Raw genomic sequence first — 13,327 nt, 5'->3', positions numbered from 1 at the left:
TACACACTCCTCACAGATACGCCCCCGAGACCCCATAAATCGCCCATGATGGTAACCGGGAAGGGGCTCAGCCCCCCAACGCCCGCCGCAGCCGGTCAGGGTTCACCCGCCAGAAGGTGTGCTGTTCGCCGTCCACCAGCACCACCGGAATCTGCTCCCAGTACAGCCGGTAGAGCTCCTCGTCCTGCGAGATGTCCTTCTTCTCCCACTGTGCGCCGGTCTCCGCGCAGACCTTCTCGATCACCTGCTGTGCGTCATCACACAGGTGGCACCCCGGCTTCCCGACCAGCGTCACCATCCGCTCCCCGGGACTCTTCTTTTCCTTGCGGCGCAACAAAGGACTCATGCCCTACATTCTCGCGCGCCCGTACGTAACAGGAGCGCCCCGAAGAGTTCACGCCTCCGCATCCCATCGGTTCGGGAACTCCCGAACACAGTGGCTATGCTCACGTCATGGCCGCTCTGGGATGGCTCACCCCCCGTAGGCGCTCCGCCACCGCGCGGAGCGTGCTGGCAGGCGAGGCCTCGGCCGAAGCCGCCCGCAAGACAGCGCTGGCCGAAACGCCGCCTCCGACCGGACCCGCCGAAGCGGAACCGGAAGAGGTGCGCGACGAGGCCGTGCGAGAGGCGACGCAAGAGGCGCCACCCGAGCCCGAGTTCCCCGTCGCCGGCGACGAACTCGCCGCCGCCTTCTTCGACCTCGACAACACCGTCATGCAGGGCGCCGCGATCTTCCACTTCGGCCGCGGCCTCTACAAGCGCGAGTTCTTCCGCCGTCGCGAGCTCGCCCGCTTCGCCTGGCAGCAGGCCTGGTTCCGGCTGGCCGGGGTCGAGGACCCCGAGCACATGCAGGACGCCCGCGACAGCGCCCTGTCCATCGTCAAGGGCCACAAGGTCTGCGAACTGATGGCCATCGGCGAGGAGATCTACGACGAGTACATGGCCGAGCGGATCTGGCCGGGCACCCGCGCCCTGGCCCAGGCCCACCTCGACGCCGGCCAGAAGGTGTGGCTCGTCACCGCCGCCCCCGTCGAGACCGCCACGATCATCGCCCGCCGGCTCGGCCTGACCGGGGCGCTGGGCACCGTCGCCGAATCCGTGGACGGCATCTACACAGGCCGCCTCGTCGGCGAGCCCCTGCACGGCCCCGCCAAGGCCGAGGCGGTCCGCGCCCTGGCCGCCGCCGAGGGCCTGGATCTCGCCCGCTGCGCCGCGTACAGCGATTCGCACAACGACATCCCGATGCTGTCGCTGGTCGGGCATCCGTACGCGATCAATCCCGATACAAAACTGCGCAAGCATGCCCGGACCAACGACTGGCGCCTGCGCGACTATCGGACCGGCCGCAAGGCCGTGAAGGTCGGCGTCCCGGCCGCCGCCGGAGTCGGCGCGATCGCGGGCGGCGCGGCCGCCGCCATCGCCCTGCACCGCCGCCGCAAGTAGCCGCGCCGGGCCCCACCGCCGCCGCCACCGGCCCCCGTCGGCACACCCGCCCGGCCCCGCACCCGCCCGGCGCCGCCTCCGCCCGCCTCCCGGCCGCCGCACGGCCGGGCACCCGGGCATTTGCTCACCTCTACCCCGCCCGCGGCGCGGCACTCCGGCATGCCCGACCCGGTCGCGCGCCCTGCGGAAGCGTCCATTCCGCGCATGCAAGCGATCAAGAATCGATCACCAACTGCGACTGAATATGCCCTCGACGCGCAACAGAAGTGTCGGAACCGGTGATTTGAGCAACTGGGTGTAGCGCTGCCTGTACGAAGCGTTATTCTCCTCAGACGCATGCCACCGCCCATCTGTCGCCACGACGGGTGAACGGTCCCGCACTGCACGTGATGGAAGCTCTGCCTCTGGGAGTCCCGTGTACCCACCTGTCGGGGTTGACGCCTCGGGCCTGGCTACGCTGCGCGCAACGGTCCTCGACCACCTGCGTGGCTTCGTCCCCACCGCGTACGCCGTCCCCGCCTTCGCCACTGCGGTCCCCGCCGGCCTCGGCCCGGCCGGTCCTTGCTATGCCCTGACCGACGGCGGAGCGACGGTGGGCAGACGAGGACGCGCGGCCGGGGGCTCGTCCGGCGCCGCCGGCACGAGCACCCAGGCCACCACCCACCGCCGCCCCAGCGCGGACAGCGACCAGGCCCGGATGATGGACCTGGTCGAACGCGCGCAGGCCGGGGAGGCCGAGGCCTTCGGCCGCCTCTACGACCAGTACAGCGACACGGTCTACCGCTACATCTACTACCGCGTCGGCGGCAAGGCGACGGCGGAGGACCTCACCAGCGAGACCTTCCTGCGCGCACTGCGGCGCATCTCGACCTTCACCTGGCAGGGCCGCGACTTCGGCGCCTGGCTCGTGACGATCGCCCGCAACCTGGTGGCGGACCACTTCAAGTCCAGCCGCTTCCGGCTGGAGGTCACCACCGGCGAGATGCTCGACGCCAACGAGGTCGAGCGCAGCCCCGAGGACTCCGTCCTGGAGTCCCTCTCCAACGCGGCCCTGCTGGAGGCCGTACGAAAACTCAATCCGCAGCAGCAGGAGTGCGTGACACTGCGCTTCCTGCAGGGCCTCTCGGTCGCCGAGACGGCCCGGGTGATGGGAAAGAACGAGGGCGCCATCAAGACGCTCCAGTACCGGGCGGTCCGCACCCTGGCCCGCCTCCTCCCCGATGACGCCCGCTGACCCCGCTCACATCAACACGACCTCACATACACCCGGTGACCCCTCGATGACGCTGTGGTCCGATCATCCTTCGTCCGTAACCCAAGTGCCGCGACGCTCGTTGTGTGGGATGCAGGCTCCCTGTGGACACGCCCTGCCTGAAGCCGCTCACTCGAAAGGGTGGATGTGCTCAAGGAAGGCAACCTTCCGGACACCTTGGGGAGTCGATCGTCATGACGAGAGGAGGTGCCGCCAGTGATCGCGAACGTGACTCCGCACCGGCGGGCGAACGCCTTCGCCCAGGCCCTGGAGGATCGGACCCCGTCCGACCTTTCAGAACCGGACCCGGCGGCCGAGCAGTCCGAGGCACCTGCCGAACCTGCCGACCACGACCGGTTGTTGGCCCTGGCGAGCGTGCTCGGCGAACGAATGCCGCGCCCAGCGCTGGACCCAGAGGTCAAAGTGGTGCAGCGAGCCCAGCTCGTTGCCGCCATGGAGGCCATGGTGCTGGAGGAGAGGGCCGGGGGCGGTGCCGCCGCGGACCCTCAAGTGCCCGAACAGCGGACCGGCCGCGGCGCCCACCGGGCGACCACGCTCCGGAACTTGCGGCCCCGCTCCCGCTGGTCCAAGGGCATCGCAGCGGGCGGCCTCACCGTCGGTGTGGCCGCGGGGGCCTTCAGCGGAGTGGCCGCTGCCAGTTCCGACGCCCTGCCCGGTGACCACCTCTACCCCGTGAAGCGCGGCGTGGAGGACCTGAAGCTCGGGCTCACCGACGACGATTCGGACCGGGGCGAGCTCTATCTCGACCAGGCCTCGAACCGCCTGTCGGAAGCCCGCAGACTGATGGAGCGCGGCCGGGGCGGAAATGTGCTGGAGCACGAGGTCCTGGGCGAGATCCGCCGAGCACTGGCGGGAATGAAGCACGACGCGGAGGAGGGCCACCGGCTCCTCCAGGCCGCGTACGAACGGGACGGCGAGCTCGGCCCGATCCAGAAGCTGTCCTCGTTCTCCCGCTCCCACCGCGACGCGTGGGGCAAGCTCCGGGAAAAGCTCCCCGCGCAGCTCACGGACGTGGGCGGCGAGGTGGAGTCGGTCTTCCAGGCCATAGACGAAGACGTGGCGCCGCTCCAGGGTCTGCTCCCCAAGCCACCGGAGCAGGTCCGAGGCAGCACCAGCACACCCGGCGCCTCGGCCAAACCGGGCACCCCCAGCGGCAAACAGCAGTCCACGCCCGCCTCCGGCGCCCCGTCGAGCAGCCCCGCGCCGTCGCCCTCGGGCAGCAGCAGCCGGCCCGCGACCACGGGCGGACTCCTGGGCGGTACGGGCGACCTGCTGAACCCGCCCCAGGGTCAGTCGGCCCAGCCATCCCCGGGAACTCCGGAGCTCCCGCAGCCGGACATCACCCTCCCGCCCCTGCTCCCGGGTCTCCTCCCGGGCCTGGGCCTCAACGCGGAGGACGCCGGGTAGCGAGGCCGGTGGGGGGCTGGGGTGCCGCACATCAGGCACCCCAGCCCCCCACCGGGCCGTCAGAAGAAGACGGACCGTCTCTGCACCAGCAGCTTGTACAGCGTGTGCTGGATCTGCTCCCGCACCTCGTCCGTCAGGTTGAACATCAGCATCGGATCCTCCGCCGCCTCCGCCGCGTAGCCCGCGGTGGCGATCGGCTCGCCGAACTGGATCGTCCACTTCGTCGGCAACGGCACCGCCCCCAGCGGCCCCAGCCACGGGAACGTCGGCGTGATCGGGAAGTACGGGATCCCCAGCAGCCGCGCGAGCGTCTTCGCGTTGCCGACCATCGGGTAGATCTCCTCCGCCCCCACGATCGAGCACGGCACGATCGGCGTCCCCGCACGCAGGGCCGTGGACACGAACCCGCCCCGCCCGAAGCGCTGCAGCTTGTACCGGTCCCCGAACGGCTTCCCTATCCCCTTGAAGCCCTCCGGCATCACGCCGACGAGCTCCCCGGCTTCCAGCAGCCGCTGCGCGTCCTCCGCGCACGCCAGGGTGTGACCGGCCTTGCGGGCCAGCTCGTTCACCACCGGCAGCATGAACACCAGATCCGCCGCGAGCAGCCGCAGGTGCCGCTGCGCCGGGTGGTGGTCGTGCACGGCGACCTGGAGCATCAGCCCGTCCAGCGGCAGCGTCCCCGAGTGGTTCGCCACGATCAGCGCACCGCCCTCCGCCGGGATGTTCTCGATGCCCTTGACCTCGACCCGGAAGTACTTGTCGTACAGCGGCCGCATCAAGGACATCAGGACCTGGTCCGTCAGCTCCTTGTCGTAGCCGAACTCGTCGACCTCGTACTCCCCGGTGACCCGCCGCCGCAGGAACGCCAGCCCGCCGGCGATCCGCCGGTCCCAGCCGCCCGGAGACCCCTCCGCGGCCGACTCGGCAGCGACCGGCGGGGCCACCGGCTCCGGAGCCGACACCGCCCGCACCCTGCGCGGCGCCCGCCGCCGCGACCGGTCCTCGTCGAACGGAATGACCTTGGCATCCGCCACTATCGCTTCGCTCCTTCAGCCACGTCGACGTCGTCATCCAAGCCGTCTGCCTTCAGCATGGCAGCCACCCGGTCCACGGCCCGCCCCACCCGCTCCGGCGGCAGCAGCCCACCGCCGCGGCTCCGCGCGAAGTCCGCGAACGTCTCGGCGGTCGTGTACATGGGCTCGAAACCGAGCACTTCCCGCATCTGCGAAGTCTCCACGACCCGGCCGTGCGTGAGGAGCCTTATCTGCTCCGGCGAGAAGTCCGTGACACCCACCGCCCGCAGCGCCGACCCCACCCACGTCACGGCGGGCAGCAGCAGCGGCAGCGTCGGCCGCCCAAGCCGCCGCGAGCACTGCGACAGCAGCAGTACGCCGTCACCCGCGATGTTGAAGGTCCCGCTGTTCAGCGTCCCCCGCCGCGGCTCCTGCGCCGCCAGCCGCAGCACGTCCAATACGTCGTCCTCGTGGACGAACTGCAGCCGCGGGTCGTAGCCCAGCACGGTCGGCATCACGGGAATCGAGAAGTACTCGGCGAGCGCCGAGTCCGCGAAGGGCCCCAGGATGTTCGCGAACCGCAGCACGCACACCGCGACGTCCGGCCGCCTGCGCGCGAAGCCCCGTACGTACCCCTCGACTTCGGCGGCGTCCTTGGCGAAGCCGCCCGCCGGCAGCGATTTCGGCTGCGTGGTCTCGGTGAAGACGGCCGGATCCCGCGAGGTGCCCCCGTACACGCTGGTACTGGACTTCACCACGAGCCGTCGCACCGTCGGCGACTTCTGGCAGGCCCCGAGGAGCTGCATCGTCCCGATGACGTTCGTTTCCTTGACGGTGCTGTGCGCACCGCCGGTTCTTCCCCCGGTGACCGCCAGGTGGACCACCGTGTCCACGGCGTGCTCGGCCAGCACGCGGGCGATCGCCGACTGTCTGATGTCCGTACGGACGAACTCGGCCGATCCCAGCCGGTGCGGCGGTGTCACCGCGTCGACCGCGATCACCCGCTCGACTTCCGGATCACGCTGGATGCGGCGCACGAAGCGGCCCCCCAGCTGCCGGGCAGCCCCGGTGACCAGTACGACCTTCCCCACGAGCTCAGCGCCTCCCTAGATGGAACAACCGTCTCCGGCTGCACCGCAGCCCCCCCACCAGGATGGTGGAGGGGCTGCGGAGAACACGTACAGCTGCCGTTTACTTCTTGTTACGGCGCTGGACGCGGGTGCGCTTGAGCAGCTTGCGGTGCTTCTTCTTAGCCATCCGCTTGCGCCGCTTCTTGATAACAGAGCCCACGACTACCCTCGCTCACTTCTCTTCATTCGGTGCGGGGCGTCGGGGCCCACACGACCTACGTCGGCCTAGCCTACCGTCCCGAGCTCTGAGCTTGTAATCCGAGGGCGTGCCGGGGTCAGTCTCAGGCCGACTCCACCCCCACATACGACTCTCGGAGGTACTCGTGAACCGCATTTTCGGGGACCCGGAAGGACCGGCCCACCCGGATTGCGGGCAGATGACCGTTGTGCACCAGCCGGTACACGGTCATCTTCGACACTCGCATCACCGAGGCGACCTCCGCCACGGTCAGGAACTGAACCTCACTGAGAGGCCTCTCGCCAGCAGCCATGACACACCTTGACCTTCCGCGCATGACGGGCACCGGCTTCCCCTCCGGTTACTCCTCGTCGTCGCACGCTCACTCCCCAGAGTAGGGGCGCGTGATGCGAGTGGGGAAGAGGAGCTACGGCCACTCCTTTCACCCAGACAGACTCGCCCGATTGAGTACATAGCGAGTAAGCGGTCGGTAGTGATCCGCACGCACCGCGTCATCAAGCGGAACGGCCACCGACACCCGCCCCTCGGCCTCGCCGACGAACAGCGCGGGATCATCCGTATCCGCCAGCCCGATCGCCTCCACACCCAGCTGACCTGCGCCGCAGACCCACCCGTGGTCCCCCACCACCAGCTCCGGCAACGGCCCGCCGGCCTCCGCGAGGGCACCCAGCGCGATCCGAACCGGCAGTGGTGAATGGGAGTGTGCGCCGGTCACACTCCCCGTCGGCCGCACGCCGGGTTCCCGCACCAGTGCGACCCCCCGTACGTAATCGATGCTGTGCGTGCGTACGCCGAACCGGGTCGCCATGTCGACACACGTCCCCTGCGCCGGGGTGAGGACAACACATCCCGCCGCCGACATCGCCTCGGCCAACCCGGCGTAGAACCCCAGGAGCCGATGCGGGTGCCCCGTCCCGAACAACACCGGGGACCGCGCCCCGGCCGCCACGCGCAGCCGCCCGGCGAAGGCCTCCAGCGCCGCCACCGTCAGCTCCGGATCGATCACGTCCGGCCCGCTGACGTGCGCGGGGTCCGCCGAGACCCCGCACTTGTCCGCCATCAGCCTCAGCAGGTCGCCCTCGCCCCAGCCCAGCTCCGGATCCAGCCCGAGCAGCACCCGCGGATCGCGCGCCGCGAACAGCCGGTAGCTGCGCAGGCTCTCCTCCCGAGAGGTGGCGATCGGCCCGGCCAACCGGGCGGCCAGCAGATGCGCACGCAGCGCGCCGGTGCTCAACACCCTCCGATGCTGCCTCAACGAACCTGGCGGATCATCAGTTCCGGAGCACAGACCCACAGTCGGCGTAACGATGCATCGTCAGGTCAGCATTCCGCGCAGCGGGAACACCGCGCGCCGGGTCGCCAGGACGGCTTGATCCGTACGGTCCGCCGGGTCGTACCCCGCGTCCCAGTCCCGCCACGACACCGTCCGCCCGTCCGTCATCCGGCCCGGCGCCAGCGCCCGCGTCCGCGCGTACACCTCGTCCCGCCACGACGCCGGCACGGCGGCCTCCGGGTCGACGGGCCGGTGCGCGGCGATCGCCACCAGGTGCGTCCACGACCGCGGTACGACGTCCACCACCGCGTACCCGCCGCCGCCCAGCGCCAGCCACCGCCCGTCCGCGTGCTCGTGCGCGAGCCGGTGACAGGCCTCCTGGACGGCCCGCTGGGCGTCCAGGGACACCGCCAGATGCGCCAGCGGGTCCTCGAAGTGCGTGTCCGCCCCGTGCTGGGTCACCAGCACCTGCGGCCGGAAGTCCGCCAGCAGTTCCGGCACCGTCGCGTGGAAGGCCCGCAGCCACCCCTCGTCCCCGGTCCCCGCGGGCAGCGCGACGTTCACCGCCGACCCCTCGGCCGTCGGCCCGCCCGTCTCCTCCGGCCACCCGGTCTGCGGGAAAAGCGTTCGCGGATGCTCGTGCACGGAGATGGTCAGCACCCGCGGGTCGTCCCAGAACGCCGCCTGTACGCCGTCACCGTGATGGACGTCCACGTCCACGTACGCGACCCGCTCGGCCCCCAGCTCCAGCAGCCGCGCGACGGCCAGGGCGGCGTCGTTGTACACGCAGAAACCGGCCGCGCCGCCCGGCATGGCGTGGTGCAGCCCGCCGGCGAAGTTCACGGCGTGCTCGGCCTCACCGCGCCAGATCGCCTCCGCTCCCGCCACCGACTGCCCGGCGATCAGCGCCGAGGCCTCGTGCATGCCGTGGAAGGCCGGATCGTCCATGGTGCCCAGCCCGTACGAGCCGTCGGCGATCCCGGGGTCCGCGGACACCTCGCGCACCGCGGCGACGTAGTCCTCCCGGTGGACGAGCTTCAGCGTCGAGTCCCCGGCCGCGCGGGCCGCCCGTACCTCCATGGCCCGGTCCAGCCCGAAGGCGCGCACCAGCCCCATGGTCAGCGCCAGACGCACCGGATCCATCGGATGGCTGGGCCCGAAGTCATACTTCGTTACCGCCTCGTCCCACATCAACAACCCGCGGCCGCTCATGCCCGACACCGTATCGGGCCGTCCGCGGTCCGAACGAGCCGGCGTAGAACAGAGTGATCATGACGAGAACCATCGGCACGAGCATCGCTCCCCGGTAGCTCCAGGCGTCCCCGATCCCGCCCACGAGCGGCGACCCGATCAGGAAGCCGACGTAGTTGAAGATGTTCAGCCGGGCGATGGCGGTGTCCGACGCCCCCGGGAAGAGCCTCCCGGCCGCGGCGAAGGTCTGCGGCACGATCACGCACAGCCCGATCCCCAGCAGCGTGAAGCCCAGCATCCCCACCCACGCACCCGGAGCGGCCGCCACGACCACGAAACCGCAGGCCGCCACCATCGTCCCGCCCCGGACGACGGGCGCGGCCCCGAAGCGCCGCACCCCCAGGTCCCCGACGGCCCGCCCGAGGAGGGTGGTCACCATGTAGACGTTGTACGGGACGGTCGCCAGCTGCTCGGAGCTCCCCAGCACGTCCTGCAGGTACTTGGCACTCCAGTTCGCCACCGTCGAGTCCCCGATGTACGCGCACGCCATCACCAGGCAGAGCGGCAGGAGCAGCTTGCCGCCGCCCGCGCCCAGCCCCTTCTCCTGGACCGCGCCGGAGGGTGTGACCACGTAGTCGCGGCTCGCCAGCAGGACGAGCGGCAGCAGCAGGACCACGGCGGGCAGATAGGAGACGAACAGGTCCAGATGCCAGTGCGCCCCGGCCCACGCGGCCGAGGCGCCCAGGATCCCGCCGAGGCTGTACGCGGCGTGGAAACCCAGCATGATGCTGCGCCCGTACGCCCGCTGCAGACTGACCCCGATCATGTTCATCGAGGCGTCCAGCGCACCGACCGAGAGCCCGAACGCCCCCAGGGCCAGGGCCACGTGCCACATCTGGCTGCCGGCCCCGACCCCCAGCAGGGACAGCAGCACCAGCGGCTGCGCCCACCTGAGCACCGTGCTGGGCGCCACCCGCTTCACCAGGTGCTCGGTGGCGACGCTCGCCGCGCCGGCCAGGACCGGGACGGCCGCGAGGAAGGCGGGCAGCAGCCCGTCGGATATCCCGTACCGGTCCTGGATGGCCGGAATCCGTGTCACGAGCAGGGCGAAGGTGACGCCCTGCACGAAGAAGCTGAACCCCAGAGCCACACGCCCGCGCCGCAGCCGCGCATCAACCGTCATGGCGGGTCAGCGTAGGCCCCGGGGCTACCCGTGGGTAGAGCGATCACATGGGCAGTTGCAGAAGTCCCGGCAGCTGCTTCATGTCCCCGAAGTAGGCGGTGGCCCCGCCGAGCTGCTCGGCGGGCACCATCGAGGTGAACGCGAACACGTCCATGCCCGCGGCGAGCGCCGCCTGCACGCCGAGCGGACTGGCCTCGACGACGACGCACCGCGCGGGTTCGACACCCATCGACCGGGCCGCGTGCAGGAACAGATCGGGCGCCGGCTTCTCGTGGCCGACGTCCTGGGAGCTGAAGATCCACTCCTCCTCGAACCATCCGTCGAGCCCGGCCGCGCGATGCCCCACCCGGATCCGCTCGTGACTCCCGGAGGAGGCCATGCAGTAGCCGATCCCGTTCGCGGTGAGCGCCCCGAGGACCTCCTCGACCCCGGGAACGGGCTTCAGGTCCCGCTCGAACGCGGCGAAGGTGCGCGCGTACAGCGTCTCGTCGAAGTCGTCCGGCAGCCTCTCCCCGGTCCGCTCCAGGACGAGTTCGTGCACCCGGTGAACGGCCGCCCCCATGTAGTCGCGGAGCGACTCCTCGTAGGAGGTCGGGTGCCCCAGCTCGGTCAGGTACCCGGCGAGGATGCTGTTGGCGAGCGGCTCGCTGTCCACCAGCACGCCGTCGTTGTCGAAGATGACGAGGTCATAGCCCATACCCCAACCCTACGAGTCGTCAGCTCAGGTCCACGGCAGCCGCGTGCTGGTGATCGGCTGAACATCGGAAGATCCTCGGCTCGCCGATCTCAACGCTTGAGGTCGAATACAGCTACTCCGTGGCCCTCGTACGCCTTGGGCTCAACCGTCGCCACCAGCGCGCCCGCATCCCACTCGGGCAGGTGGCGCACGGCGTGCACCGCCGCCGCGATCCCCGCAGGTACGCCGTCCCGGCACAGCTGTGCCACGGCCAGCGTGGCCGGGTAGTCAAGGTCGATCGTGTGGATGACGTCGAGCTGGCCGATGTGCTCGGCGATCCCCGCGTGTTCCAGATCCGCTTCAAGGATGGACAGGACCGGCGCCCACAATCGAGTGTCGGCATCGAGGAAAGCCTGGTGAATCAGTGCAGACATCTGCCGATTCCCGGACAACGCCAACAGGGATGGCGTATCCAGGACGAACTGGTGTTGGATCACGCGGCAGCGTCCTGTTGGCCGGCAAAGGCTTCGCGGATCTTGCGCCTCATGGCCTCGCTCTCCTCATCCGTCACCAGGACCCCGAAGTGCTCAGCCATGTACTCGCGGGCACGCTCCGCCCGCTCGCGCCGCTCCTCGGCGGTCAGGGTGGTCTCCGCGAACTCCTGCACCAGAGCGCGGATGGACGTCCCTCGGGACTCTGCGATGGCCGCGAGGCGGTCTCTCACCTCGGCCGGGACACGGATCATGGCATCAGACATAGCGCGAGTCTACAGCGGCGTATACACCAGCGCGCCTCAAACGCAGAAAAGCCCCGCACCGGACCCGTAAAGGTCTGGTGCGGGGCTTCCGCAATGATTGTTCGGCGGCGTCCTACTCTCCCACAGGGTCCCCCCTGCAGTACCATCGGCGCTGAAAGGCTTAGCTTCCGGGTTCGGAATGTAACCGGGCGTTTCCCTAACGCTATGACCACCGAAACACTATGAAATTTGAACGCTGGTGCTTTCACAGCCGTTCGTTATTTCAGAACTAACACAGTGGACGCGAGCAACTGAGGACAAGCCCTCGGCCTATTAGTACCAGTCAGCTTCACCCGTTACCGGGCTTCCACATCTGGCCTATCAACCCAGTCGTCTACTGGGAGCCTTACCCTCTCAAGGAGGTGGGAATACTCATCTTGAAGCAGGCTTCCCGCTTAGATGCTTTCAGCGGTTATCCCTCCCGAACGTAGCCAACCAGCCATGCCCTTGGCAGGACAACTGGCACACCAGAGGTTCGTCCGTCCCGGTCCTCTCGTACTAGGGACAGCCCTTCTCAATATTCCTACGCGCACAGCGGATAGGGACCGAACTGTCTCACGACGTTCTAAACCCAGCTCGCGTACCGCTTTAATGGGCGAACAGCCCAACCCTTGGGACCGACTCCAGCCCCAGGATGCGACGAGCCGACATCGAGGTGCCAAACCATCCCGTCGATATGGACTCTTGGGGAAGATCAGCCTGTTATCCCCGGGGTACCTTTTATCCGTTGAGCGACGGCGCTTCCACAAGCCACCGCCGGATCACTAGTCCCGACTTTCGTCCCTGCTCGACCCGTCGGTCTCACAGTCAAGCTCCCTTGTGCACTTACACTCAACACCTGATTGCCAACCAGGCTGAGGGAACCTTTGGGCGCCTCCGTTACCCTTTGGGAGGCAACCGCCCCAGTTAAACTACCCATCAGACACTGTCCCTGATCCGGATCACGGACCGAGGTTAGACATCCAGCACGACCAGAGTGGTATTTCAACGGCGACTCCACAACCACTGGCGTGGCTGCTTCAAAGTCTCCCACCTATCCTACACAAGCCGAACCGAACACCAATATCAAACTGTAGTAAAGGTCCCGGGGTCTTTCCGTCCTGCTGCGCGAAACGAGCATCTTTACTCGTAGTGCAATTTCACCGGGCCTATGGTTGAGACAGTCGAGAAGTCGTTACGCCATTCGTGCAGGTCGGAACTTACCCGACAAGGAATTTCGCTACCTTAGGATGGTTATAGTTACCACCGCCGTTTACTGGCGCTTAAGTTCTCAGCTTCGCACACCCGAAAGTGCACTAACCGGTCCCCTTAACGTTCCAGCACCGGGCAGGCGTCAGTCCGTATACATCGCCTTACGGCTTCGCACGGACCTGTGTTTTTAGTAAACAGTCGCTTCTCGCTGGTCTCTGCGGCCACCCCCAGCTCACGGAGCAAGTCCGATCACCAGTGATGGCCCCCCTTCTCCCGAAGTTACGGGGGCATTTTGCCGAGTTCCTTAACCATAGTTCACCCGAACGCCTCGGTATTCTCTACCTGACCACCTGAGTCGGTTTAGGGTACGGGCCGCCATGAAACTCGCTAGAGGCTTTTCTCGACAGCATAGGATCATCCACTTCACCACAATCGGCTCGGCATCAGGTCTCAGCCTTAATGAGGGACGGATTTGCCTACCCCTCGGCCTACACCCTTACCCCGGGACAACCACCGCCCGGGCTGGACTACCTTCCTGCGTCACCCCATCGC

The 13,327-nt window shown here is 68.5% G+C and carries 14 protein-coding genes and 2 rRNA genes (1 of these 16 running past the window's edge); 3 read left to right on the top strand and 13 right to left on the bottom strand.

The features are described from left to right. Positions 1-67: 67 nt before the first annotated feature. A complete protein-coding gene (locus OG737_RS16980) occupies positions 68-346 on the bottom strand; it encodes a glutaredoxin family protein (protein ID WP_328926995.1) in 279 nt (92 codons plus the stop codon). Between the two features lie 107 nt (positions 347-453). Here OG737_RS16980 and OG737_RS16975 point away from each other — a divergent pair, with 107 nt between their 5' ends. The 3 genes from OG737_RS16975 to OG737_RS16965 all read left to right on the top strand — a co-directional run bounded on the left by OG737_RS16975 (position 454) and on the right by OG737_RS16965 (position 4,123). Then, complete coding sequence (locus OG737_RS16975; protein ID WP_328926994.1) at positions 454-1,443, top strand: HAD-IB family hydrolase; 990 nt, start codon at positions 454-456, stop codon at positions 1,441-1,443. Positions 1,444-1,858: 415 nt separating this feature from the next. Then, entirely contained in the window at positions 1,859-2,677 is an 819-nt protein-coding gene (locus OG737_RS16970; protein ID WP_328926993.1) for an ECF subfamily RNA polymerase sigma factor, BldN family, read from the top strand. A 234-nt stretch (positions 2,678-2,911) separates the two neighbouring features. Further along, the gene (locus OG737_RS16965) at positions 2,912-4,123 is read left to right on the top strand and encodes a DUF5667 domain-containing protein (protein WP_328926992.1); all 1,212 of its coding nucleotides are present in this window, start codon (positions 2,912-2,914) and stop codon (positions 4,121-4,123) included. Positions 4,124-4,182: 59 nt separating this feature from the next. Here the strand turns inward: OG737_RS16965 and OG737_RS16960 are convergent, their stop codons facing one another. The 12 genes from OG737_RS16960 to OG737_RS16905 all read right to left on the bottom strand — a co-directional run. Next, complete coding sequence (locus tag OG737_RS16960) at positions 4,183-5,157, bottom strand: lysophospholipid acyltransferase family protein (protein WP_328926991.1); 975 nt, start codon at positions 5,155-5,157, stop codon at positions 4,183-4,185. Continuing rightward, entirely contained in the window at positions 5,157-6,227 is a 1,071-nt protein-coding gene (locus OG737_RS16955) for an NAD-dependent epimerase/dehydratase family protein (protein ID WP_328926990.1), read from the bottom strand. The genes OG737_RS16960 and OG737_RS16955 overlap by 1 nt, the downstream gene beginning before the upstream one ends. A gap of 100 nt (positions 6,228-6,327) precedes the next feature. Continuing rightward, on the bottom strand, positions 6,328-6,426 hold the full coding sequence (locus OG737_RS16950; RefSeq protein ID WP_003948845.1) for a 30S ribosomal protein bS22: 99 nt from the start codon (positions 6,424-6,426) through the stop codon (positions 6,328-6,330). A 121-nt stretch (positions 6,427-6,547) separates the two neighbouring features. Further along, a complete protein-coding gene (locus OG737_RS16945) occupies positions 6,548-6,757 on the bottom strand; it encodes a helix-turn-helix domain-containing protein (RefSeq protein ID WP_008738568.1) in 210 nt (69 codons plus the stop codon). Between the two features lie 129 nt (positions 6,758-6,886). Beyond that, positions 6,887-7,702 carry a phosphatase gene (locus OG737_RS16940; protein ID WP_328926989.1) on the bottom strand — a complete coding sequence of 272 codons (816 nt, stop codon included), beginning with the start codon at positions 7,700-7,702 and terminating at the stop codon, positions 6,887-6,889. 78 nt (positions 7,703-7,780) lie between these two features. Next, positions 7,781-8,950, bottom strand: coding sequence for an acetoin utilization protein AcuC (locus OG737_RS16935; protein ID WP_405679081.1), 1,170 nt, complete (start codon positions 8,948-8,950; stop codon positions 7,781-7,783). Beyond that, complete coding sequence (locus tag OG737_RS16930) at positions 8,901-10,112, bottom strand: MFS transporter (RefSeq protein ID WP_405921715.1); 1,212 nt, start codon at positions 10,110-10,112, stop codon at positions 8,901-8,903. The genes OG737_RS16935 and OG737_RS16930 overlap by 50 nt, the downstream gene beginning before the upstream one ends. A 43-nt stretch (positions 10,113-10,155) precedes the next feature. Continuing rightward, positions 10,156-10,809: an HAD family hydrolase gene (locus OG737_RS16925; RefSeq protein WP_328926986.1), complete on the bottom strand. Its 654-nt coding sequence runs from the start codon at positions 10,807-10,809 to the stop codon at positions 10,156-10,158. 89 nt (positions 10,810-10,898) lie between these two features. Next, a complete protein-coding gene (locus tag OG737_RS16920) occupies positions 10,899-11,285 on the bottom strand; it encodes a hypothetical protein (protein WP_405921714.1) in 387 nt (128 codons plus the stop codon). Beyond that, positions 11,282-11,545 (bottom strand): hypothetical protein, encoded by a 264-nt coding sequence (locus OG737_RS16915; RefSeq protein ID WP_328926984.1) that lies wholly within the window; start codon positions 11,543-11,545, stop codon positions 11,282-11,284. Before OG737_RS16915 ends, OG737_RS16920 begins: the two co-directional genes overlap by 4 nt. A gap of 99 nt (positions 11,546-11,644) precedes the next feature. Further along, a 5S ribosomal RNA gene (gene rrf, locus OG737_RS16910) occupies positions 11,645-11,761 on the bottom strand. 76 nt (positions 11,762-11,837) lie between these two features. Then, a 23S ribosomal RNA gene (locus tag OG737_RS16905) occupies positions 11,838-13,327 on the bottom strand; it runs 1,633 nt beyond the window's last position.

Source organism: Streptomyces sp. NBC_00122 (assembly GCF_045160845.1).
GTDB lineage: Bacteria > Actinomycetota > Actinomycetes > Streptomycetales > Streptomycetaceae > Streptomyces.
The sequence above is the reverse complement of the archived record's forward strand: the minus strand, read 5'-3'. Positions and strand labels throughout refer to the sequence as shown.

Excerpts from the sequence above, each read along its gene's own strand:
- OG737_RS16980 (WP_328926995.1), bottom strand. The coding sequence starts at position 346 with ATGAGTCCTTTGTTGCGCCGCAAGGAAAAGAAGAGTCCCGGGGAGCGG.
- OG737_RS16925 (WP_328926986.1), bottom strand. The coding sequence starts at position 10,809 with ATGGGCTATGACCTCGTCATCTTCGACAACGACGGCGTGCTGGTGGAC.
- OG737_RS16930 (WP_405921715.1), bottom strand. The coding sequence starts at position 10,112 with ATGACGGTTGATGCGCGGCTGCGGCGCGGGCGTGTGGCTCTGGGGTTC.
- OG737_RS16945 (WP_008738568.1), bottom strand. The coding sequence starts at position 6,757 with ATGGCTGCTGGCGAGAGGCCTCTCAGTGAGGTTCAGTTCCTGACCGTG.
- OG737_RS16975 (WP_328926994.1), top strand. The coding sequence starts at position 454 with ATGGCCGCTCTGGGATGGCTCACCCCCCGTAGGCGCTCCGCCACCGCG.
- OG737_RS16935 (WP_405679081.1), bottom strand. The coding sequence starts at position 8,950 with ATGAGCGGCCGCGGGTTGTTGATGTGGGACGAGGCGGTAACGAAGTAT.
- OG737_RS16915 (WP_328926984.1), bottom strand. The coding sequence starts at position 11,545 with ATGTCTGATGCCATGATCCGTGTCCCGGCCGAGGTGAGAGACCGCCTC.